Below are 21,990 nucleotides of genomic sequence, written 5' to 3'. Positions count from 1 at the left end.
GCCTTTACTTCGCCAGATAGTCGAACGCGACCGTACCGAGCCCCAGCGTCAGATCGGTCTTGTAGTGAAGCGCGGAGACCACCTCCCGCACCGGCAGGCGCGCGACATCGGCGAGTGCATGGGGAAACAGGCCCAGCGCTCCCGGGCCGGTCCAGGCCTCCTTCAGCGTCACATCTTCCAGATAATAGCGGACCAGCTCGCAGATGCGTGGTGTCCCGTCCACATGCGGAATGATCTTCAGCATGAAGTTCGGCGCTGCCAGCCCCTTCACCAAAGTATCGTGGTCAAACGCGCGGTGCTTGTAGCCCATCGTCGCGCTGGCGCAGAGCACAGAACCGTAGTGGAGCGTACCGACGAGGACATCGGTCTCCACCACGAGCTTTGGTGACGCGAGCTTCTTGGGAAATCCCCATAGTTCGCGTCCGCCCGCGATCGGCGCATCATCGTCGAGATACATCGAATGGACGTAGGCGCCCTCTTCGCCCTTGAAGCGAACCGGAATCACCTGACCAGTTTCGGTGTAGTCGCCGAAGCCGGTGGAGTCGGGCATGCGGATGAATTCATACTTCACCAGATCGCCAGTCACCTCGAGCGGCTCGGGCACGACTGCCCGCAACGCCTCGGGATCGGTGCGATAGGTGATGACAAAAAACTCGCGATTGAAGAAACGATAGGGCCCGGGCGGAAACGAAGGATTGGTGAGCGGCATGGCATAGGCCGTGCGCCTGACGTCATCGATTTTCATCTTTGATGCCCCATATCTGTGCGTCGCATGTGTCGCGGCACAAGTATGGCTGCGGATCCGAGCGCTGGCGAGGCTCAAAAAGCGGCAAAAAGTTTCCGGCGCGATAAACTAGTTCTTGATCGGCTCACCTGTCTTTTCCGCAGGAGCGGGCGGCAGCGCGGGTTTCGCGCCCGCCTTCTGTGCGTCGGCATTCGGCCGCGCTGGTTCTGGCGCAGGCGTTGTCGGCCTTGTGCCGCCCGGCATCGATTCCGCCGGGCCATCACTTTTTCCGGCCGGAACCAAAGGCTGAGATTCCGTCGGCTGCGTTGTTTGCGCCAGATGAATCTCGCCGCGTGATGCCAGTTGCATCAGCGAAATTCCGGACAGCGTCAGACCGGCGGCGATCAGGATCGCGGACAGAATGAGATCGGTTCGATTGGCCCGCTTGTGATCAGGAGTCATCTCGGCACCCATTGATTGCCATTGCAAAGAGCCAACGGATGGTCACAACGATGGTTCCGGGATATGCCCGCGTGCGCGATGTCGCACTCAATGAATTGTGATTGAAAAAAAGGAACCCGGCAGACGCGCGTAATCAGTCCTTGGTGCTGACGTCCCATGTCGCGTGACGAACGCCCGGCCGCCGCGCAAGATCGGCCGTGACCGCATCGAGTTCCTTTGCGTCCACCGCAGTACTCACCAGGGTGGCGACCATCTCCACGACATCTTCCGCGCGCTCGATCACATTGACGTCGCTGACCGGATAATTTGCCGTCTCCAGTCTCTCGACCAGAAGGTCACGCACCGCGTCCATCGATTCAGTATCCACCGTGAGCCTGATTTCGTATGTCGCTTCCGACGCACGCTCGTCCAGCGGGCTGCGGTTGATGGCGTTGACGAGCGGCCGCAGCAGCGTGTTGCCCGCCAGCACGAAGGCCGTGAGCGTCACCGCCTGCGCCAGCATATCGGCCCCCGCGCAGCACCCGACTGCCGCCGACCCCCATAATGTTGCAGCCGTGTTCAGGCCGCGGACATTCATGCCTTCTTTCATGATCACGCCGGCACCGAGAAAGCCGATGCCCGACACCACATAGGCAATCACGCGCACGGCCCCGTCGGCATCGGCGAGCTGCATGGCGAGATCGACAAAAGCCGCCGCGCTCACCGCGACCAGCACATTGGTGCGCAGTCCCGCTGTGCGCAGACGGTACTGACGCTCGGCGCCGATCAGGGTGCCGAGCACGAACGCCGCCGTCAGGCTGACGAGAGTGTCGAGAAAATCAAAAACCTGGAATGTCGTCAGGAACCGCATGACGATTGCTTACTCACTACAGCGTGAGCAGTCCAGCGTCGCCGTCTTCGCTGGCAAAGGCCAGCAGCGATCCCTTTGCATTCCATGCCAGCGCGGCCACCGGCTCGCCCGCATTCCTGCGCACCAGGATTTCCGCGCCGTCCTCGATGCGCACCATCAGGATGGTACCGTCGCTGTAGCCGACTGCGAAAACATCGTCCTTGGGATGGCATGCGACCACCGTCGCCTTGGCCTGCAACGGTGCCAGCATTCCTGGCTCCTTGCCCATCGGGCCGTCCTTGCTGGCGAACGGCCACAGGATCACGCTGTCCGAGCCGGAGGTGGCGAGGAATTTTCCGCTGGCACTCCACGACATCGAACGCACGCGCGCCGGATAGCCGGTCATCCGCATATGGCGGGAATCCGCCAGCCGCCAGCCGTGCAGCGCCGCTTCATGCATCGAGGTGACAAGAAAACGGTTATCCGCGCTGAAGGTGACGCCGAGATGTGAGCCCTTCCATTCCAGAAATTCGGGCTTCGCGCCCATGTTGGGAAACCACAGCGTCACGCCGTTGTAATGTGCGATCGCAAGCCGGACGCCCTTCGGCGCGAAGGCCAGCCCGCCGACGGTCGACGGCACGTCGAGCGATTTCTCGTCGCCCTTCGGCGCTTTCACATAAGCCGTCTTTCCTGCCGACCACGCCACCGCGCCATCGGAATGCAATGCGACGTTATCGATCCAGCGGCGCTTGGCGTCGGTGGCGAGCGTCGCGATGTTCGACTCGGCATCGAGAGAGATCAGCTTGCCGTCATCGCCGCCAATGACGATGCGCTTGCCGTCTGAGGCCGAGCACAGGATGCCGCCGCCGTGCACTGCGACCGGCGTTGCCTCGCCGTCGCTGCCCGCGAAGGTGACGCTCTCTTCCGCACCGACAAACGCTGCGACGTCGCCGAGAAAATGCACGGCAGTCGCAGGCGCATCGAGCTTCACGTTGGTGACGCGATCAGTGACGGAAACGATGGAGGCCGTTTCCGGGGCCGGATTGAAGTCTTTCATCACGCGATGGTTTTCGCGAAGCCGTCACGGATCGCCTGCTCGGGCAATTCGCGGCCGATGAACACCAGACGGCTTTCACGCTTCTCGTCATTGCGCCATTTCCGCTGATGGTCACCCTCCAGCATCATGTGGACGCCCTGGAACACATAACGGTCGTCATCACCCTTGAACGAGAGAATGCCCTTGGAGCGCAAAATCTTCTCGCCATCCTTGGCGACCAGTTCCTGCAGCCACGGCATGAACTTGGTCGGGTCGATCGGCTTGTCGGTCCGCAGCGACAGCGACTGCATGTCCTCGTCATGATAGTGCTTCATGCCGCCGTGGGAATGACCATGGTCGTGATGATGGTCGTGGCCATGGTCATGGTGGTGATGATCGTGGTCGTGGTCGTGACCGCCATCGTCCAGGAATTCCGGTTCGATCTCGAGAATCCGGTCCAGATCGAACGCGCCGCGTTCCAGCACATCCGACAGTTTCACCTGTGCACGTTCGGTCCGGTGCAGCGTCGCATAGGGATTGATCGCACGGATCCGGGCCTCGACTTCGGCCAGTTCCGGCTTGGTCACAAGATCGGTCTTGTTCAGCACGATGACGTCGGCGAAGGCGATCTGGTTCTTGGCTTCCGGCGCATCCTTGAGGCGATCGCTCAGCCACTTGGCGTCGGCCACCGTCACCACGGCATCAAGCATGGTCTTCTCGCGCACGTCTTCATCGACGAAGAAGGTCTGCGCCACCGGCGCCGGGTCGGCGAGACCGGTGGTTTCCAGAATGATAGCGTCGAACTTGCCCTTGCGCTTCATCAGGCCGTCGATGATACGCACGAGGTCGCCGCGCACCGTGCAGCAGACGCACCCGTTGTTCATCTCGAACACTTCCTCGTCCGCGCCGACGATCAGATCGTTGTCGATGCCGATCTCGCCGAATTCGTTGACGATCACGGCGTATTTCTTGCCGTGGTTCTCGGACAGGATGCGATTCAGCAGCGTGGTTTTGCCCGCACCGAGGTAGCCGGTGAGAACGGTCACGGGGATCTTGTTGGCAGCGGCTTCAGACATGGAATCTCCAGGCAAATCAGGAACACGCCCGGCGGCGGGGTGGCCCCTGCCTTAGCTCGAAAGCGCGCTCGTCAGGGCCTTTATATTGTGCCGGACCATATCAATGTAAGTGGGGGCCGGGCCCTTTTCGTCGGTCAAACTGTCCGAATAGAGCGTTCCGCCGATATTGGCACCGGTCTCGGCGGCGATCCGCCGCATCAGGCGAGGATCGCTGACATTTTCCAGAAAAACAGCCGGAATTTTCTGCTTTTTGATCTGGGAAATGATGGCTGCAATGTCGCGGGCGCTGGGCTCGGATTCGGTCGAGACGCCCTGCGGGGCGATGAATTTGATCCCATAGGCGGCGGCAAAATAGCCGAAGGCATCATGGGTCGAGATCACGCTGCGCCGCTCGGTTGGAATTTTTGCCACCGCTTCCCGGACATCACGATCCAGCGCGTCGAGCTTTGACAGATACGAAGCGGCATTGGCGTTGTAGGCCTCCGCTCCCGCCGGGTCCGCGGCGATCAGCGCATCGCGGATGTTGGTGACGTAGGTTTTTGCGTTGACCACCGATTGCCAGGCATGCGGGTCGGCATCGGAAGGATCATGGCTGTGGCCATCCTCGATCTTGCGTGTGGCGATGCCTTTGGTGGCGACAACGGTCGCCGCCTTGCTGCCTGACGATTTGACCAGACGCGGCAGCCAGCCTTCGAGGCCGAGGCCATTGACGATCACCAGCTTGGCGTCGGTGATCTTTTTCGCGTCCGACGGTGTCGGCGTGTAGACGTGAGTGTCGCTGTTGGGTCCAACCAGCGTCGTCACGTTCACGCGCTCGCCGCCGACATTTTTTGCGAAGTCGCCAAGGATCGAAAATGTCGCGACGATGTTCAGGCGTGCGGCATCAGCATTCGCAGAGGCGGGACCTACGAGCGCGACCAGAGCAACAACAAAGATGGATACAAATCGAAGCACAGCTTCTCCTCACGCTTCGAGATGGCGGCCCGGAAAGAGCTGCCGCACCAGACCGCTGACGCTTCCGAACAGGACCGACACGACATAGAGGCCAGCACATACCAGGATAATCGCCGGTCCCGACGGCACCTTGGTGTGGAACGACACCAGCAACCCCGCGAAACCCGACAGCGCCGCGCTTGCGACCGCAATGCCAATCATGCCGGTGATATCGCGTGACCAGAACCGGGCGATGCCTGCGGGCAGGATCATCAAGCCTACTGCAAGGAGCGTTCCCAGCGCGTGAAAGCCGTTGACCAGATTGATGACGACGAGCGCCAGAAACGCCAGATGTGCGGGCGCGCCTGCGCGGCTCACCGTGCGCAGGAACACCGGGTCGACGCACTCGATCACCAGCGGGCGATAGATCACCGCCAGCAAAAGCAGCGTGATGGTGGCGTTGAACGCGATCACCAGCAGGGTCTGGTCGTCCATCGCCAGAATATTGCCGAACAGCACATGCAGCAGATCAATATTCGTGCCCTTGACCGAAACGATGGTGACGCCGAGCGCCAGCGACACCAGATAGAACGCTGCCAGCGAGGCGTCCTCCTTCAGTTCGGTGCTCCGCGCGACAAGGCCCGACAGAAGCGCAACCGCAAAGCCAGCAATCAGGCCACCGAATGTCATCGCGAACAGGTTGAGACCCGACAGCAGAAAGCCGACCGCCGCGCCAGGCAGGATCGCGTGTGCCATGGCGTCGCCGACAAGGCTCATCCGCCGCAGCATCAGGAACACGCCGATCGGCGCGCCGCCGAGCGACAGCGCGATCACGCCGGCCAGCGCGCGGCGCATGAACTCGAATTCGATGAAAGGCGCGATCAGCGCATCATAGATCATGGCAGTCTCACGCCACCCGCGATGGCGCGTGCTCGGCGCACGGCACAGCCGCATCATCGAACGCTTCGCACATGTGACGCGCGGCCAGAAGATTTTCGGCCGTCAGCACATCCGGCGTCGCGCCCCACGCAACGGGTGAGCGCGCCAGCAACAGTGTTTCGGGGAAATTCGCGCGCACCAGTTCCATATCGTGCAATGCCGCCAGGACGGTACGCTTCTCGGTGTGCCAGCGCCGCACCAGCGCAATCAGGTCGGCGGAGGTTTTCGCATCGATGGCGTTGAACGGCTCGTCCAGCACGATCACGCGCGCGTCCTGCAACAGCACGCGGGCAAACAGCATGCGCTGCATCTGCCCACCGGACAGTGTTCCGATCGGACGGTTCTCGAATCCGCTCAATCCCACCGCGGCCAACGCTTCGCGGATTCGATGCTGCTCGTTCTTGCCGAGCCCGCCGAAAATGCCCTTGCGGCGCCAGAGGCCCGCGCCGACGAAATCGTAGACCGAGATCGGGAAACTGCGATCGATGTCGGCGGTCTGCGGCAGATAGGCGATGTCGCGCGGCTTCAGGCTGCCGAGGCCGATGACCCCTGCCAGCGGCTTGAGAATGCCGACAATGCCGCGAAACAGCGTGGACTTGCCGGCGCCATTCGGCCCGACCACCGCCACCAGCGCACCGGCGGCGACCTCGCCGCTCAGATGATGCACGGCGGGATGCCGGTCATAGCCCAGCGTGACGTCGCGGAATGTCAGTTGCGCGGACATGCTCACCTCATCGCCAGCAGCACCACGGCCCACAGGCCGGCACTGATCGCCACGGCGCCTGTCAGGCGTGCCGCCAGCGTCATCCGCAGGATCGACCAATGGACCGGCTGGGCCGGATGCGGCGATGCCGGGCCATGGCTGTGCGGATGAGGACCGTGTGAATGGTGGTGAGAGTGGGAATGCCCGTGCGAATGGGCCATGAGGTCCGCTTTCCAGGTCCAGTGAGGCTGAGAGGCGCTGGACCCCTCAAATTGCTCAGAAATGTTATATTATAACATAACCCGCGTCCACAGGCCCGCAAGACTTCTGGACCTTCACAGAGCCGGTACAGCTTCAAGGCTTACCAACCACCATCACGATGGCGGCAGCCAGGAACGGGAACGGGATCGACACCACGCACCGGAACCAGACAAACCGGGCCGGCATGAAGGGGATTTCCCACAAGATCACCCGCTGGAACGCAAACAGGGCCCAGGCAACGACATAGGCGACCACCTGTGGGGTTCCGCCGCCGCTCTTGAGCGCAACCGCCCCGATCGAAAAGCCGACCACCGGCCCGCCAGGGGTCGCTGCACCGGCAACCACCGCGGTGGCGACGCCAAGCCATCCGGTGTCCGGCCCCAGCCCCCCGACGATCGCTTCCGACGGGATGATCGCGGCAATGAATCCTGACCCGATCACGCCGAGCGCAATGCGCGGCACGATGTTGATGAAATCCATCCCGCCGTTGCGGAGCGCCGAGCTCAGCACCGTCTTGTCCTGCCGCCACGCGATGACGCTCACGCCGATCAGCGAGCCCCACAGCAGGATGTCGATGATCAGCGCGGTCACAGCTTGAACCTGTGCCGCACGCGGACATAGACGAAGCGCCCGAGCGCACCGGCGAGGATCGGCATCGGCAGCGAGATCACGATGCGCCAGAGCGTGAAGTCCGCGCCCATGATCGGCATTTCCCACGCCACCGCGCGGCCGTAGCCGATCAGCGTCCAGCTCACCACCATGGCGATGGTCGCACCGAAATCCGCACCGACTGCCAGCAAGGCGCTGGCGACAGGATAGGCGGTGAACGGTCCGCCGGGCAGAATCGCGCCGAACGCCGTCCCGATCAGCAAACCCTTCAGGCCGGATTCAGGCCCGAGCGATTTCGACACCTTGTCGTGCGGCAGCACGGCGGCGATCAACCCGCCGAGCAGGCAACCGGCGAGGACGCGCGGCATGATCTCGCCGAACAGCGAGACATCGTGGGAAAGGATGGTCCAGACGCCGTCGAGGCCGTCGCGCCGCCACACCAGCGCGGCGCTGATCACCACGAGCGCAGCGATGATGAACGTCGACCAGCCGAACGGTTTGCGCTTGCTGCGCAAGACGGTTTCAGCGCCCTCTTCGTCGTCGGCAGGTTCGGTTTTCGGGAGTTTGGACAAGAAGAACTTTCGCTCAGGCGAAATGCCGGACCAGCGCGAGACCGCCGATGAGTCCCGCAATCGACAGCACCACCGATCCGACCACGTAGAACAGGGCCAGTCCCATTTCGCCGCGCTCATACAGCGTCACCGCATCGAGCGAGAATGCCGAAAACGTGGTGTAGCCGCCGAGAATTCCGGTCATGACGAACAGCCGCCACGGCTGCGATGCCTCACCCTTGAAGGCGAGATAACCGGCGATGAGCCCCATCACCAGCGAGCCGGTGATGTTGATCACGAACGTGCCGTAGGGAAAATTGAGGCCGCATGCACGGGCGCAGCCGACATTGACCGCATGGCGAAGCGACGCGCCCAGACCACCGCCGACAAAGACAAGAAGATAGTTCATGGGAATTCAGGTTCGCCTGAATGGCGTTCTAAAAAAGGGGCCGCAAATTGCGGCCCCTTGAGTTCAATGCGCTGGTTAGGCCTTCTCGAACAGGGACTCGACGTATTCCCAGTTCACGAGGTGATCGACGAACGCCTTGAGATAGTCAGGGCGGCGATTGCGGTAATCGATGTAGTAGGAATGCTCCCACACGTCGACGCCGAGGATCGGCGTCGCGCCATGGACCAGCGGGCTCTCGCCGTTCAGCGTCTTGGAAATTTCGAGCTTGCCGTTCTTCACCGACAGCCACGCCCAGCCCGAGCCGAACTGACCGACACCGGCCGCGATGAAGTCGGTCTTGAACTTCTCAAGACCGCCGAGATCCTCGTCGATCTTCTTGGCGAGCTTGCCGGGAAGCTTGTCGCCGCCGCCGTTGGGCTTCATCCAGTTCCAGAAATGGTTGTGGTTATAGTCCTGGCCGGCGTTGTTGAAGATCGGCGCGTTCTTGCCGAACGAGCCCTTCACGATGTCTTCAAGGGACTTGCCCTCAAACTCGGTGCCCTTGATCAGATTGTTGAGGTTGGTCACGTAAGCCTGGTGATGCTTGTCGTGATGATATTCGAGCGTCTCCTTCGACATGTACGGCTGGAGCGCATCATGAGCGTAAGGCAAATTCGCGAGCGTGAAGGTCATGGGTCAACTTCCGGAAATTGTGGGTGACGAGGTGTCAACGCGGCGCACTATAGAAGGTTTCCCGGAGAGGGAAACAGGGTTGCCGCACTGAATCGCGATGATGACCGGATCGCCCCGCAGAGCGGGTAGTGCCGGACCATCGTTTTTACAAATCGCCTTATTCGGACAGCCTCTTAAGCAGCCTTCTCAAGCAGCCTCGGGCAGCGCTCCGGCCAGTTCGTTCTTGGCCTTCGGCGGCCGCACATTCATCAGCATCTGGAACGACCCCGCGATCAGGCCGATGATAACCGCGCCCTTCCAGGCCAGATCATAGCTGCCGAGACGATCGAAAATCAGGCCGCTGCCCCAGGCGCCGATAAACGATCCCACCTGATGGCTGAGGAAGGCGATACCGGTCAGGGTCGCCATGTAGCGCAGTCCGAACAATTGCGCGACGAGACCGTTCACCAGCGGCACAACGCCGAGCCAGAGCGAGCCCATCACCGCCGCGAAAATCAGCGTCGATGTCGGCGTGGCGGGAAGGAGGAAATACACCGCGATCGCCAGCGAACGCACAATGTAAATGCCGCCGAGCAGCAGTTGCTTGGGATAACGTCCTCCCAGCCAGCCGAACGCGTAGGACCCGAACACATTGAACAGCCCGACCAGCGCCAGCGCCGTTGCGCCGAGCGACGGATCAAGGCCGCAGATCGCAAGATAATTCGGCAGATGTGTCGTGATGAAGACAAGTTGCAGCCCGCACACGAAGAATGCGAGCGCCATGATGACGTAGCCGGAATGTCCGAGCGCCGACTGGACCACCGCGCCAAGCGACTGGTTCACATCGTCCGCCTTGTCGATCTCGATCTTGTCGGCCTTGCCCGCGCTGAAGGCTGACGGAAGCATGACACAGGCCAGACCGATGAAACCGACCAGAGCGATCTGCCAGCCGGATGTCGAAATCAGGGTCTGGGCCAATGGCGAGGCGATCACCAGACCGATCGAACCGGCGGCGGAAATCGCGCCCATGGTGACGCTGCGCTTGGCCGCGGACACCGCCCGCGCCGAGACGGTCATGCTCATGCTCGACGCCGTGCACGACAGCGCGATGCCGACGCAGATGCCACAGCCGAACGTGAAGGCCAGCGCCGTGGTCGCGAAGATCATGGTGACGAGGCCGAGAATGTAGACAAGGACACCGATGAGCATCACGTAACGGGAGCCGTAGCGGTCGGCGAACATGCCGACGAAGGGCTGGGTGATGCCCCACATGATGTTCTGGATCGCGGTGGCCAGCGAGAAATCCGCGCTGGTGATCTGGGTATCATGCAGGATCGAGGGCTGGAAAAGCCCGAAGCTCTGCCGCATACCCATCGACAGGCTCAACATGACGGATGCGCCGATCAGGATCGACCACTTCTGGTAGGAGCTGAGCTGAGAGGCCTGCATTGTAGAAAATTCTCCCCGATATGGCGTTCATAGTCGCATCGGAATCGGCATTTTACATCTGCGCAAAGAACAAGGCTGATGTGCGCGCCCCAAGGACAGGCGATCGGATGAGCATCGAAATCGATATCGCGACCGGTAATACGGCCTGGCCCGCGGTCAAGCCGCTGTTGTCGGCGGTCTGGCCGCCGGAGGTCGTGAAAGCAGCACCTTGGGGCCACATCGTCTTCGCCCATGCCGACCTGCGGGTGATGATCGAACTGGACGGCGATGTCGTCTGCCATGCCGGGATTTATCGCCGCACCGGCACCTGGAACGGCCGCAAGGTCATCATCGGCGGAATCGGCGGCGTGGCGACGCGCGAGGATTGCCGCGGTCGCGGCTACGCGACGCTCGCCATCAACGCGGCGATCCACACCCTGACCGAGGAACGTGCCACCGACTTCGGAATGCTGTTCTGCGAACCGCACAACACTGCATTTTACGAAAAACTCGGCTGGCAGACTTTCAACGGCACCGTGTACGCAGAGCAGCCCGGCGGACGCGCGCCGTTCACGGCGATGGCGCCCTATGTCTTCAAAATCAAGCGCCTGCTGCGCGAAGGCACGATCGACCTCTGCGGCCTGCCCTGGTGAGCGAAGCGAATACGCCTGAAGAGTTTTAAACAGGGGCTCTCTCCATTGCCCGTTCTGAAAGGCCGGGCTAGCCTCCCTTCACAACAAGAAAAGCAAGGGAGCGAACCACCATGAAAAAAATCAGAACTGCTTTGACGATCGCGGGATGTGCCGCTGTCGCGATGATGTTTCAGCCGGCAGCGCAGGCCGAAACAGATGCCGATGGCTTCATTCGAATCAAGCAGGGCGAAGAGCAGTACAAAAATCCGTTCGGTGTCGGCGTCGAGGTGGCGACACTGTTCGGGGATCCCTCCAAGCCCGGCATCTACGTGCTGCGCATCAAGTGGCCACCGGGCATCATGAGCAAGCCGCACAAGCATCCAGAGGACCGACATGTCGTGGTGCTGTCCGGCACCTGGTACACCGGCACAGGCGAAGCGTTCGAGCCGCAGAAGGCAATCCCGCTCAAGACCGGCGCCTACATGATGCATCCGAACGGCAAGGTGCACTGGGACGGCACGCGCGAGGAAGGCGCGATCATCCAGATCACGGGATATGGACCAAGCGGAAACGCCTTCAGCAAACCGGATGAGCCGCAATTCGGCAAAACCAACTGACAAGACCAAATAAAAGCCGCCCCAATCGGGCGGCTTTTTCCTGAGGCAGGCGCACGACAATCCACACGGCCCTCGCGGCCAATAGCCTGCCCAAAGGGCCCAAAACGGGCTGGTATATGATTGTTATGTATACCAACTTGCGTTAGATACGGGCGCCCTTCCACCAGAAGGGCGATTTCCCCTGCGATGTTAAGGATCTGGCCTGCGCCGTTCTTTGCCCCGGCAGGATTTCTGATGTGACAGACACTCTCAGCCCGGTTTGTGTTGAGACGTGATGGCGTAATTTTGAGGACGAGCAAGCATGGCGCGCAACATTCTGATTCTTGGAGCCTCGTACGGCTCGCTGCTGGGAACAAAGCTGCTGATGGCCGGTCACAACGTGACGCTGGTTTGCCGCAAGAACACCGCAGAACTCATCAACCGTGACGGCACCGAAGTCCGCATCCAGCTTCGCGGCGAACCGGCGCACCGCTCGATCTTTTCGCGCGACCTGCCCGGGAAACTGGATGCTACCTCGCCCGACAAGGTCGATCTGTCGCGTTATGATCTCGTCGCTCTTGCCATGCAGGAGCCGCAGTACACCAACCACACGATCCGCGTTCTGATGATCAAGATCGCCGCGGCGAAGCTGCCGTGTCTGTCGATCATGAACATGCCGCCGCTGCCCTATCTCAAGCGGATCGACGCTCTGGCTAGCATGGACCTCGAAGAGGCCTACACCAATGCGCAGGTCTGGGAACGGTTTGAGCCGGGCCTGGTGACGCTCTGCTCGCCCGATCCGCAGGCCTTCCGTCCGCCGGAGGAGCCGGCGAATGTCCTTCATGTCGGCCTGCCGACAAATTTCAAGGCTGCAACATTTGCAGATGACGCGCACAACAAACTGCTGCGCGAACTGGAAGCCGATATCGATGCAGTGACGCTCGACGGCAAGGACGTTCCGGTGAAGCTGAAGGTGTTCGACTCGCTGTTCGTCCCGCTGGCGAAGTGGTCGATGCTGCTGACCGGAAACTATCGCTGCATCACGCCCAACGATCCCCAGCCGATCCGCGAGGCCGTGCATGGCGATCTGAATCTCTCGAAGTCGATCTACAACCATGTCGATGCGGTCGCGCGAAAGCTCGGCGCGGACCCGGAAGATCAGGTGCCGTTCGAGAAATACGCCAAGGCCGCGGAAAGCCTGCTCAAGCCGTCGTCAGCCGCACGCGCGGTGGCCAGCGGCGCGCCTTTTATTGAGCGGGTCGATCTCTTGGTGAAGTTGATCTCGCATCAGCTTGGAATGCCCAATGCCGATATCGATCGCACGGTCGAAGTCGTCGATATGAAACTGGGCGAGAAGATCGTGCCGGGTGGATCCGCAGGATAGCGGCCGCTGCCGTAACCCGGCCAAAGAAAAACCCTTCCAGATCATTGATCTGGAAGGGTTTTTTGTTTGGTTGCGGGGATAGGATTTGAACCTATGACCTTCAGGTTATGAGCCTGACGAGCTACCGGGCTGCTCCACCCCGCGATAAACCGGTGCGCACCTTCACACGACCGACGACAGTTCAACGCCAAAAGCGTCGTTCCAACCCGTCCGGAGGCGAGAGAAGGCTACCAAGGCAAGACGCCCGTGGTGCGAGGCGTATGTACCAACGACACCCCGCTTTGGAAAGGCCTGCGGACGATCTTTTTCACGATTTTATGACGGCCGTCCAAGGGACTGATGCCATGGCGTTTCTGCGGCTTGCGTCGAAGCGGGCTTGCCAACAGGGCCGCGACATATCAGCCTTCGGTCAATCCAAATAAGGCATGGCATCCAAAAGCCGGCCACGAGGAAACCCCGGGGAGACCAATGAATCAGGCCGTCAGGAATCCCGCCGCAGGCGGCATCGAGGATGTGTTCCGCCGCGCCGTGGCGCTGTCGCGTGCGGCAGAACCTTCCCTTGCAGAGCGCCGCGACCGGCTCGCCCGGCTGCGCGCCCTTGTGGTGGAGAATGAAACCCGGTTCGACGAGGTGATCTCGGCAGATTTCGGCAATCGCTCCAGGACGGAGACCCTGATCGCCGAGACGCTGTTCGTCCTCGCGGAGATCAAGCACGCGACCAAAAATCTCGGCCGCTGGATGGCGCCGAAGCATGTCGTGACCGAACTGCAATACTTCCCGGCGAAGAACAAACTGCTGCCGCAGCCGCTCGGCGTGGTCGGCATCATCGCGCCGTGGAATTATCCATTGCAGCTCACACTCGCCCCTGCCGTCGCGGCCATCGCTGCCGGCAACCGCGTGATGATCAAGCCGAGCGAACTGGTGCCGCGGTTTTCCGCGCTGCTACAGAAGCTGATCGCCGAAAAATTCGACGATACCGAGGTGACGGTCACCGGCATCGACGGCGATATATCCGAGCGGTTCGCGGCGCTGCCGTTCGATCATCTGATCTTCACCGGCTCGACCCGCGTCGGGCGGCTGGTGGCGGAAGCCGCGGGCCGCAACCTGACGCCGGTGACGCTCGAACTCGGCGGCAAGTCGCCGGCCATCATCGATCGGTCCGCCGACGTCAACGAAGCCGCCGAGCGGATCGTCTACGGCAAGCTGATGAACGCCGGACAAACCTGCATCGCGCCGGATTACGTCCTGATCGCACGTGGCAACATGGACGAGTTCATCGCCAGGGCGAACAGCGCGGTCGCGCGGATGTTCGGCACCAGCCCCGATAACAAGGATTACACCTCGATCGTTTCGGACAAGCATTACGCCCGGCTCGAAAGCCTTGTGCAGGACGCCGCCGCGCGGGGCGGCAAAATCGTGCAGCCGGCGAGCGCCGACAATCCGGCGTGGAAAGCACAACGGAAATTCCCGCCAACTTTCATCAGCGGCGCCACCACCGACATGAAGGTGATGCAGGAGGAAATCTTCGGGCCGATCCTGCCGGTGTTCGCCTGTGACACCACCGACGCAGCCATCGCTCATATCAACGCCAATGATCGTCCGCTGGCACTGTACTGGTTCGGCAAGGACGACGCCGCGCGGGATCAGGTGCTCGCACGCACCGTCTCCGGCGGTGTCACCATCAATGATTGCCTGTTTCATTTCGTGCAGGCCAATCAGCCGATGGGCGGCGTCGGCGCATCAGGCACCGGCGCCTATCACGGCGAATGGGGCTTCCGCACGTTGAGCAAGATGAAGCCGGTGTTCTATCGCTCACCGTTCAACCGGCTCGCCGACCTGTACCCGCCCTATGGCAGCAGGATCGCGCGCCTGATTAAGCTGCTGCGTTTCATGTCGTAAACTTTTCAGATCAAGACGACCGGCATCAATGCCGGCGTAAACAATGCTGTCAGGGGGAAGATCATGGCGGACACGTTCGATTACGTGGTTGTGGGCGCGGGCTCGGGAGGCTGCGCGGTGGCAAGCCGCCTGTCGGAAGACCCCAATGTCTCGGTCGCGCTGCTGGAAGCCGGCGGCAAGGACGACAACTGGGTCGTGACCACGCCCGGCGCGCTGATTTTCATGGTATCCGGCCCGGTCAACAACTGGGCGTTCGAAACGGTCCCGCAGCCCGGCCTCAACGGCCGCAAAGGCTACCAGCCGCGCGGCAAGGGCCTCGGCGGATCGTCATCGATCAACGCGATGTGCTACATCCGTGGCCACAAGGCCGACTACGATCGCTGGGCCTCGCTCGGCAATACGGGATGGTCGTATGCCGACGTGCTGCCCTACTTCAAGCGGTCCGAAGACAACAGCGAACTGGACGGCTTCTATCACGGCAAGGGCGGTCCGCTCAGCGTCACCAAGCTGCAAACCGACAATCCGGTTCAGGACATCTACCTGCAGGCAGCGCGCGAGGCACAGTTCCGGATTAACGAGGACTTCAATGGCGAGGAACAGGAAGGGCTCGGCGTTTATCAGGTCACGCAGAAGAACGGCGAACGCTGGAGTGCCGCGCGCGGCTACATCCATCCGTTCATGGATACACGCAAGAACCTGCATGTGATCACCGGCGCGCATGCCACGCGCATCCTGTTCGACGGCAAGCGTGCGACCGGCATCGCGTATCGCCGGGGCAAGGAGACGAAGCAGGTCAAGGCGCGGCGCGAAATCGTCCTCGGCCTCGGCGCTTTCCAGACCCCGCAACTGCTGATGCTGTCCGGCGTCGGCGATCAATCCGAACTCGCCAGGCACGGCATCGCGCCGGTGCATCATTTGCCCGGCGTCGGCAAGAACCTGCACGATCACCCGGACTTCGTGTTCGGCTTCCGCTCGGACAATCCGAACTTCACCGGATTGACGCTTCCGGGCATCAAACGCATCATCAAATCGATCTTCCAGTACCGCCGCGAGCGCCGCGGCCCGATGACATCGAACATCGCCGAATGCGGCGGGTTTCTCAAAACCCGGCCCGATCTCGACTTGCCGGACATTCAACTGCACTTCTGCATGGCGGTGGTGAACAACCATGGCCGCACGCCGTTCTTCGGCAGCGGCTTTTCCTGCCACGTCTGCCTGCTGCGGCCGAAAAGCCGCGGCAGCGTCTGGCTGCAAAGCGCCGATCCATTGCAGCCACCCGCCATCGACCCGAATTTCTTTGGCGATCCCGAAGATCTCGAGGCGATGGTCGCAGGCTTCAAGACAACCAAGCGCCTGCTCGATGCGCCCGCGCTGAAAGCCCTTCAAATGTCCGATCCGTTCACCGCCGGCGTGGAATCCGACGACCAGATTCGCGAGGCTTTGCGTGCGCGGACCGACACGGTCTATCACCCGGTCGGCACCTGCAAGATGGGCGTCAATGATCCGATGGCCGTGGTCGATCCAAGGCTCAAGGTCTACGGCATCGAGGGCCTGCGCATCGCGGACGCATCGATCATGCCCGAGGTGATCGGCGGCAATACCAATGCCCCCACCATCATGATCGGCGAGAAGGCGGCCGACATGATCAAGGCAGAGATGCGCGCCTCTTGATTGCGCGCGCCGCATAGATCAGGCATGACGGCTTATCTACCCAATACCGCCGACAGTTCCGTGACCGGTTTGCGGCGGAGACAAGAAACCCAGCAAAAACGGGAGTAACCAGTGGATCTCGGAATTTCAGGACGGCGCGCGATTGTGTGCGCAGCAAGCAAGGGTCTGGGCCGCGCCTGCGCGATCGCGCTGGCGAATGAAGGCGTGCATGTCACGATCACGGCGCGCGGCGCGGAAGCCCTCGCCAGGACCGCAGCGGACATTCGCAAAGCCAGCCCCAAGGTGACGGTGACGGAAGTCGTCGGCGACATCACCACACCGGCCGGACGCGAAGCCGCGCTGAAGGCTTGTCCCGATCCGGACATCCTGATCAACAATGCCGGCGGGCCGCCGCCGGGCGATTTTCGCGACTGGTCCCGCGACGACTGGATCAAGGCGCTCGACGCCAACATGCTGACGCCGATCGAACTGATCAAGGCGACGGTCGACGGCATGATGGCGCGCAAGTTCGGCCGCATCGTCAATATCACGTCCGCCGCGGTGAAGGCGCCGATCGACGTGCTGGGATTGTCGAACGGCGCGCGCAGCGGTCTCACCGGTTTCGTCGCCGGCATCGCGCGCAAGACCGTGATCGCCAATGTCACCATCAACGGCCTGCTGCCGGGACCGTTCGACACCGACCGCATTCGCGGGCCGATCGCGCAGAAGGCCGCGGATGCGCAAGGCATTTCCGTCGAGGATCTGCTGAAGCAGCGCGCCAAGCAGAATCCGGCCGGACGCTTCGGCGATCCGGAGGAGTTCGGTCTTGCCTGCGCGTTCCTGTGCGGCGCGAAGTCCGGCTTCATCACCGGCCAGAACATCCTGCTCGATGGCGGCGCCTATCCGGGCACGATGTAAGCGCCCCACGCGATCAACGCAGAACAAACCCTCGGGTTGAAAACCCGAGGGTGAAAACAATACGCCGAAGCGACCGGGAGCAGGCTTGATGCAATGGACCGTGGGCTGCGTCAAAATCACCAACGTCGTGGAAATCGGAGCGACGGGCGGCACGCGATTCATTCTTCCGCAGGCCACACCTGAAGAAGCCCGGAAGCTACCATGGCTGGTGCCGCATTATGCGAACGCCGAAGGCCGGCTCAGGCTCAACGTGCAGTCGTGGATCGTGGAGACGCCGACGAACAAAATCATTGTCGACACCTGCATCGGCAACAACAAGACAGGCCGATCCGTACCGGTGTGGAATAATCTCGACAGGCCGTTCCTGAATGACCTCGCTGCCGCAGGTTATCCGGCGGACGCGATCGATACGGTTCTCTGCACCCATCTTCATGTCGATCATGTGGGCTGGAATACGAAGCTTGTCGACGGCAAGTGGGTGCCGACGTTTGCCAATGCCCGCTATCTGTTCGGCAGAACCGAATACGATTACTGGGCCGCGCACAGTCCTGCTGGCGAACACAAAGCGGTGTTCGAGGATTCTGTGCAACCGATCGTCGATGCCGGACGCGCCGACCTGATCGGTAGCGATCATCGCATCGGCGGCGAGGTATCGCTGATCGCAACCCCCGGACACAGCCCCGGCCACATGAGTGTTCTCGTCACATCCGAGGGCCAGCAGGCGCTGCTGACCGGCGACGTCGCCCACCATCCCTGCCAGATGGCGCACCTCGACTGGTCTTCGACGGCGGATTCCGATCCGATCCAGTCCATTGAGGCCCGGAAAATGCTGTTTTCGCGCTTTGCGGACACGCCTACGCTGGTATTCGGCGGTCACTACGACCCCGGCCACATCGTGCGCGACGGCGATGCCTTCAGGCTGATTGCGGCCCAGAAAGCACCCTGAAAATGAGGGCGCTGCACAACGCCTCTAAAGGTTGAATTTCCCCGCGCCGTGTCGCATGAAACATCCGACGAATGAATTATCGGACGAAAACAAAGAGGAACTGCCTATGAAATTGGTTCGTTATGGCGCCATGGGCCAGGAGAAGCCCGGTTTGCTCGACCGCTCGGGCCGCATTCGCGACCTGTCGGCTCTGGTCAAGGATATCAATGGCGATGCGCTCTCGCCCGCCGCCCTTGCCAAGATCGCCGCTGTCGATCCGGCGTCGCTGCCGCTGGTGGATGGCAATCCGCGCCTCGGTTCGCCGGTCACGGGCATCACCAAATTCGTCGCCATCGGCCTCAACTACGCCGACCACGCCGCCGAAGCCGGCATGGCGATTCCGTCCGAGCCGATCGTTTTCATCAAGGCCAACACCAGCCTGTGCGGACCGAACGACAACGTCGAGAAGCCGCGCGAGTCCACCAAGCTGGACTGGGAAGTCGAACTCGCCATTATCATCGGCACCAAGGCCAAGTATGTCACCGAAGCCGACGCGCTGAAGCATGTCGCAGGCTACGCGGTCTGCAACGACGTGTCAGAGCGTTATTTCCAGATCGAGCGCGGCGGACAGTGGACCAAGGGCAAGTCGCACGACACCTTCGGACCGGTCGGCCCGTGGCTGGTGACCACGGATGAAATCGCGGACGTGCACAAGCTCGGCATGTGGCTCGACGTCAACGGCACGCGTTGCCAGACCGGCTCGACAGCGACCATGATCTTCAATGTGCCGAAGATCATCTCCTATGTCTCCGGGCTGATGACGCTGTATCCCGGCGACATCATCACCACCGGCACGCCGCCCGGCGTCGGCATGGGCATGAAGCCGCAGAAATTCCTCAACGTCGGCGACGTCGTCACCCTCGGCATCGATGGCCTCGGCGCGCAGCGTCAGGAAATCGTCGCGGCCTGATCGCCAACACGTTCATGGCTCCGGCGTGCGCGCCGGAGCCCGCTGCTCATTTCTCGAATTCAGGGACGCTCCATGAAGCTTGCCTATTCGCCGGCATCGCCGTTCGCACGCAAGATCCGCATCGCCGCCATGGAGCTTGGGCTGTTCGACAGGATCGAGTTTATCGTTCCGATCAAGGCGATCCCGGTCACCGAGAACGAAGAATACGCACGCAACGTCTCGCCGCTGCGCAAGATCCCGGCGCTGATCCTCGACAGTGGTCAGGTCATCGTCGATTCCTACGTGATCGCCGAGTATCTCGACGAACTCGGCGGCGGCAAGCTGATCCCCGCGTCGGGACCCGCGAAGTGGCAGGTCAAGACCGACCACTCCATCCTGCAGGGCATGCTCGATGCGCTGCTGCTGTGCCGCTACGAGAGAATGCTGCGGCCGAAGGAATTGCTCTGGGCCGGATGGGCGGACGATCAGTTCAAGCGCGCATGGGATGGTCTGGCGCGCTACGAGGCGCATCCCGACGTGCTGAACCGCCCGCTGGACATCGTACAGATCGGCATCGTCTGCGTGCTCGGCTATCTCGACTTCCGATTTCCCGATTGCGGCTGGCGCAAAACCTTTCCGAAGCTCGACGCGTTCCATGAAAAAATGATGCAGCGAGACTCGGTGAAGAACACCGTTCCGCCGCCGGCCTGATCAAGGACAGGCGATGAGCGACCGCGCAGACGAGAGCGAGTTCAAATCTTGGCACGCGGTCGCCGATCTCTACCACGCCTATTTCACCGGGCTGATCATGTCGCTGGTGACACGGCGCAGCACCGCCGACGCCGCGGAGTTTGTGTTCCGCGTTTTCCGGCGCCAGCACCACGAGCGCTTTCTTGCCGGCATTGAGAAGTTCGGCCTGAGCAAGGCGCCGCATGCGGTGGCCGCCGCGCAGTATCATTATCTCAGCAACCAGATCGGCGGCGTGAACGTCGAATATATGCGCGAGTCCGATCGCAAGGCCTGGATCCGCTATCCGCCGCCGCGCTGGGTCTGGCGCGGCACCGCGATCTGCGCAATTCCCGGCGAAGTTTCGGCCGCGATGCTGCGCGGCTGGCACGCCCATAACGGCGTCTCGTTCAAAAATCCGCGGATGGGTTTCGTCTGCACCAAGCAGACCGTCGACGGCCAGAACGGCCTCGAAGGCTTCTATTACGAATACGACCGCGATCTTTTGCCTGATGAGCGGCTGGTGTTCGCGCGGCATCTCGAAGCCCCGCTGTTCGATCCGGCTGTTGCGCCGAAGCTCGCGACCGACACATGGCCGCGCGCGCGGCTGGAAAAGGCCTATCGCAACTATGCGATGGAATATGTCCGTTCCGCGCTGCCGGTGATCGTCAACCAGTTCAGCCCCTCCGATGCGGGTCATTTGTTATATCTGACCGGCAAGCTGGTCGGCATGCAGTTCTATCCCGACATCGCTGCGAGTTTCCCCGCAGCACATGACGCCGGTCCGCAAGGCTTCGGCGCCTTCCTGCTCGAATTCCTGCGCGCCGAAGGCGACGAGGCCGATCTCGCTCAGACGCGTGGCGGAATCACGGTCTCACAGAGGCAATGGGGACTGATCGCGGGCGTTCCCGATTATCATCCGATGTGCCTGCGCGCGCTGAGCGGATTGATCGAAGGCCTGATGACTGCACGTGACCGCCGCCTGTCGCTGGATTTCTCGGCCGATTCAGATCGCGCGCCGGGTCCGCTGACATGGACCATCACACAGAAGCCGCTTGCAGCGACCGATGACGGACGGTTTCCGGCGTAGCGTCTTTCCGCTCGTTCTCGCGCAAGCGCACGTTCCAACGACATCGCTCTCGCGGCGCAAATCAATGCGTCCGAGCCTTGCTCATCCCGCCAAGCGGGCGGTGGAGCGGCGGGAGGCGCCAAGGTGCTTGCGAGGCACCTTTGGCGAACCCTTGCGATCGGGCTCGCCGCGCAGCCTTGCGAGGGCCGCGCGCGCCTGATGCGACAGGCGCTGCGCCTCCCGGCGCTCCACCGTCGTCCCTCAGGGCCAAACCGCGGTGCTCATGAAACATCGCGGCCTGTATTTAATAGGAATATAATCTCAGGTAAAAGAAGTCAAGCCCGCTCCAGCGCGGCGCGATCCCATTTGCCGGCATTGGCGGCCGCCTTATAGGTGCTCTGGAAAAACGCGAGCAGCATTGCATCGGGATCGGCGGACATCCGCACCGCGTCGTAATCCAGAACGAACTCCTGAAGATTCGGATCGAACGATGCCTGCGGCGGCCGCAGCGGCGCGGCGGCAAATCCTTCCGGCGCAGGATAGGCGTAAGAGTAGAACGCCGCCTTGCCGAAGCCGCCATTGCCGGGCCAGAAACCGCAGCTCGAGACTTCGTGCGAATAGGCCTCGACCG

Annotated in this window: 25 protein-coding genes and 1 tRNA gene (1 of these 26 only partly in view); 10 read left to right on the top strand and 16 right to left on the bottom strand. The window is 61.9% G+C overall.

Annotation, left to right across the window (positions count from 1 at the left end; genetic code table 11):
- Positions 1–4 precede the first annotated feature (4 nt).
- From AC1RM7_RS21720 to AC1RM7_RS21655, 14 genes are all read right to left on the bottom strand, one after another.
- The gene (locus tag AC1RM7_RS21720) at positions 5–745 is read right to left on the bottom strand and encodes an acetoacetate decarboxylase (protein ID WP_006018861.1); all 741 of its coding nucleotides are present in this window, start codon (positions 743–745) and stop codon (positions 5–7) included.
- 108 nt (positions 746–853) lie between these two features.
- On the bottom strand, positions 854–1,186 hold the full coding sequence (locus tag AC1RM7_RS21715) for a hypothetical protein (protein ID WP_006018860.1): 333 nt from the start codon (positions 1,184–1,186) through the stop codon (positions 854–856).
- 133 nt (positions 1,187–1,319) lie between these two features.
- A complete protein-coding gene (locus AC1RM7_RS21710) occupies positions 1,320–2,036 on the bottom strand; it encodes an MgtC/SapB family protein (RefSeq protein ID WP_024919495.1) in 717 nt (238 codons plus the stop codon).
- A gap of 16 nt (positions 2,037–2,052) precedes the next feature.
- Positions 2,053–3,072: a WD40 repeat domain-containing protein gene (locus AC1RM7_RS21705; protein WP_024919496.1), complete on the bottom strand. Its 1,020-nt coding sequence runs from the start codon at positions 3,070–3,072 to the stop codon at positions 2,053–2,055.
- On the bottom strand, positions 3,072–4,127 hold the full coding sequence (locus AC1RM7_RS21700) for a CobW family GTP-binding protein (RefSeq protein ID WP_024919497.1): 1,056 nt from the start codon (positions 4,125–4,127) through the stop codon (positions 3,072–3,074). Before AC1RM7_RS21700 ends, AC1RM7_RS21705 begins: the two co-directional genes overlap by 1 nt.
- A gap of 51 nt (positions 4,128–4,178) precedes the next feature.
- Positions 4,179–5,081, bottom strand: coding sequence for a metal ABC transporter substrate-binding protein (locus tag AC1RM7_RS21695; protein ID WP_024919498.1), 903 nt, complete (start codon positions 5,079–5,081; stop codon positions 4,179–4,181).
- A 9-nt stretch (positions 5,082–5,090) separates the two neighbouring features.
- A complete protein-coding gene (locus AC1RM7_RS21690; protein ID WP_024919499.1) occupies positions 5,091–5,960 on the bottom strand; it encodes a metal ABC transporter permease in 870 nt (289 codons plus the stop codon).
- A 7-nt stretch (positions 5,961–5,967) separates the two neighbouring features.
- Positions 5,968–6,723: a metal ABC transporter ATP-binding protein gene (locus tag AC1RM7_RS21685; RefSeq protein WP_024919500.1), complete on the bottom strand. Its 756-nt coding sequence runs from the start codon at positions 6,721–6,723 to the stop codon at positions 5,968–5,970.
- 2 nt (positions 6,724–6,725) lie between these two features.
- Positions 6,726–6,923, bottom strand: a complete 198-nt coding sequence (locus AC1RM7_RS21680) for a hypothetical protein (protein WP_034459916.1) — start codon at positions 6,921–6,923, stop codon at positions 6,726–6,728.
- A 133-nt stretch (positions 6,924–7,056) separates the two neighbouring features.
- Positions 7,057–7,554: a hypothetical protein gene (locus AC1RM7_RS21675; RefSeq protein WP_024919501.1), complete on the bottom strand. Its 498-nt coding sequence runs from the start codon at positions 7,552–7,554 to the stop codon at positions 7,057–7,059.
- Positions 7,551–8,144: a permease gene (locus AC1RM7_RS21670; protein ID WP_024919502.1), complete on the bottom strand. Its 594-nt coding sequence runs from the start codon at positions 8,142–8,144 to the stop codon at positions 7,551–7,553. Before AC1RM7_RS21670 ends, AC1RM7_RS21675 begins: the two co-directional genes overlap by 4 nt.
- Before the next feature lie 13 nt (positions 8,145–8,157).
- Positions 8,158–8,532: a fluoride efflux transporter CrcB gene (crcB, locus tag AC1RM7_RS21665; RefSeq protein WP_024919503.1), complete on the bottom strand. Its 375-nt coding sequence runs from the start codon at positions 8,530–8,532 to the stop codon at positions 8,158–8,160.
- A gap of 75 nt (positions 8,533–8,607) precedes the next feature.
- The gene (locus tag AC1RM7_RS21660; protein ID WP_006018849.1) at positions 8,608–9,204 is read right to left on the bottom strand and encodes a superoxide dismutase; all 597 of its coding nucleotides are present in this window, start codon (positions 9,202–9,204) and stop codon (positions 8,608–8,610) included.
- 186 nt (positions 9,205–9,390) lie between these two features.
- The gene (locus tag AC1RM7_RS21655; RefSeq protein WP_006018848.1) at positions 9,391–10,632 is read right to left on the bottom strand and encodes an MFS transporter; all 1,242 of its coding nucleotides are present in this window, start codon (positions 10,630–10,632) and stop codon (positions 9,391–9,393) included.
- 107 nt (positions 10,633–10,739) lie between these two features.
- Between AC1RM7_RS21655 and AC1RM7_RS21650 the strand changes: the two genes are divergently transcribed.
- The 3 genes from AC1RM7_RS21650 to AC1RM7_RS21640 all read left to right on the top strand — a co-directional run bounded on the left by AC1RM7_RS21650 (position 10,740) and on the right by AC1RM7_RS21640 (position 13,223).
- On the top strand, positions 10,740–11,264 hold the full coding sequence (locus AC1RM7_RS21650; protein ID WP_024919504.1) for a GNAT family N-acetyltransferase: 525 nt from the start codon (positions 10,740–10,742) through the stop codon (positions 11,262–11,264).
- 110 nt (positions 11,265–11,374) lie between these two features.
- A complete protein-coding gene (locus AC1RM7_RS21645; RefSeq protein ID WP_006018846.1) occupies positions 11,375–11,860 on the top strand; it encodes a cupin domain-containing protein in 486 nt (161 codons plus the stop codon).
- Between the two features lie 301 nt (positions 11,861–12,161).
- Positions 12,162–13,223, top strand: coding sequence for a ketopantoate reductase family protein (locus AC1RM7_RS21640; RefSeq protein ID WP_006018845.1), 1,062 nt, complete (start codon positions 12,162–12,164; stop codon positions 13,221–13,223).
- A 67-nt stretch (positions 13,224–13,290) separates the two neighbouring features.
- On the opposite strand, the gene AC1RM7_RS21635 is transcribed toward AC1RM7_RS21640, so the two are convergent.
- Positions 13,291–13,367, bottom strand: a tRNA-Met gene (locus AC1RM7_RS21635).
- Between the two features lie 324 nt (positions 13,368–13,691).
- Between AC1RM7_RS21635 and AC1RM7_RS21630 the strand changes: the two genes are divergently transcribed.
- The 7 genes from AC1RM7_RS21630 to AC1RM7_RS21600 all read left to right on the top strand — a co-directional run bounded on the left by AC1RM7_RS21630 (position 13,692) and on the right by AC1RM7_RS21600 (position 21,380).
- Positions 13,692–15,122 (top strand): coniferyl aldehyde dehydrogenase, encoded by a 1,431-nt coding sequence (locus AC1RM7_RS21630; RefSeq protein ID WP_024919505.1) that lies wholly within the window; start codon positions 13,692–13,694, stop codon positions 15,120–15,122.
- Positions 15,123–15,185: 63 nt separating this feature from the next.
- The gene (locus tag AC1RM7_RS21625; protein ID WP_024919506.1) at positions 15,186–16,793 is read left to right on the top strand and encodes a GMC family oxidoreductase; all 1,608 of its coding nucleotides are present in this window, start codon (positions 15,186–15,188) and stop codon (positions 16,791–16,793) included.
- A 111-nt stretch (positions 16,794–16,904) separates the two neighbouring features.
- Positions 16,905–17,690 carry an SDR family oxidoreductase gene (locus AC1RM7_RS21620; protein ID WP_006018842.1) on the top strand — a complete coding sequence of 262 codons (786 nt, stop codon included), beginning with the start codon at positions 16,905–16,907 and terminating at the stop codon, positions 17,688–17,690.
- Positions 17,691–17,778: 88 nt separating this feature from the next.
- Positions 17,779–18,636, top strand: a complete 858-nt coding sequence (locus tag AC1RM7_RS21615; RefSeq protein WP_024919507.1) for an MBL fold metallo-hydrolase — start codon at positions 17,779–17,781, stop codon at positions 18,634–18,636.
- Positions 18,637–18,742: 106 nt separating this feature from the next.
- On the top strand, positions 18,743–19,585 hold the full coding sequence (locus AC1RM7_RS21610) for a fumarylacetoacetate hydrolase family protein (RefSeq protein ID WP_024919508.1): 843 nt from the start codon (positions 18,743–18,745) through the stop codon (positions 19,583–19,585).
- A 72-nt stretch (positions 19,586–19,657) separates the two neighbouring features.
- Positions 19,658–20,275 carry a glutathione S-transferase family protein gene (locus AC1RM7_RS21605; RefSeq protein WP_024919509.1) on the top strand — a complete coding sequence of 206 codons (618 nt, stop codon included), beginning with the start codon at positions 19,658–19,660 and terminating at the stop codon, positions 20,273–20,275.
- Positions 20,276–20,288: 13 nt separating this feature from the next.
- The gene (locus tag AC1RM7_RS21600) at positions 20,289–21,380 is read left to right on the top strand and encodes a hypothetical protein (protein WP_024919510.1); all 1,092 of its coding nucleotides are present in this window, start codon (positions 20,289–20,291) and stop codon (positions 21,378–21,380) included.
- Between the two features lie 314 nt (positions 21,381–21,694).
- On the opposite strand, the gene AC1RM7_RS21595 is transcribed toward AC1RM7_RS21600, so the two are convergent.
- On the bottom strand, positions 21,695–21,990 hold the final stretch of the coding sequence (locus AC1RM7_RS21595; RefSeq protein WP_152544121.1) for a DUF5996 family protein. It continues 628 nt past the right edge of the window; 296 of the gene's 924 nt are visible here — the last part of the coding sequence; its start codon lies off the right edge, out of view; it ends in the stop codon at positions 21,695–21,697.

The organism is Afipia sp. GW822-FHT03D08 (assembly GCF_058801645.1).
Note: the sequence above shows the minus strand (reverse complement) of the source record. Positions and strands in the feature narration are given on the sequence as shown.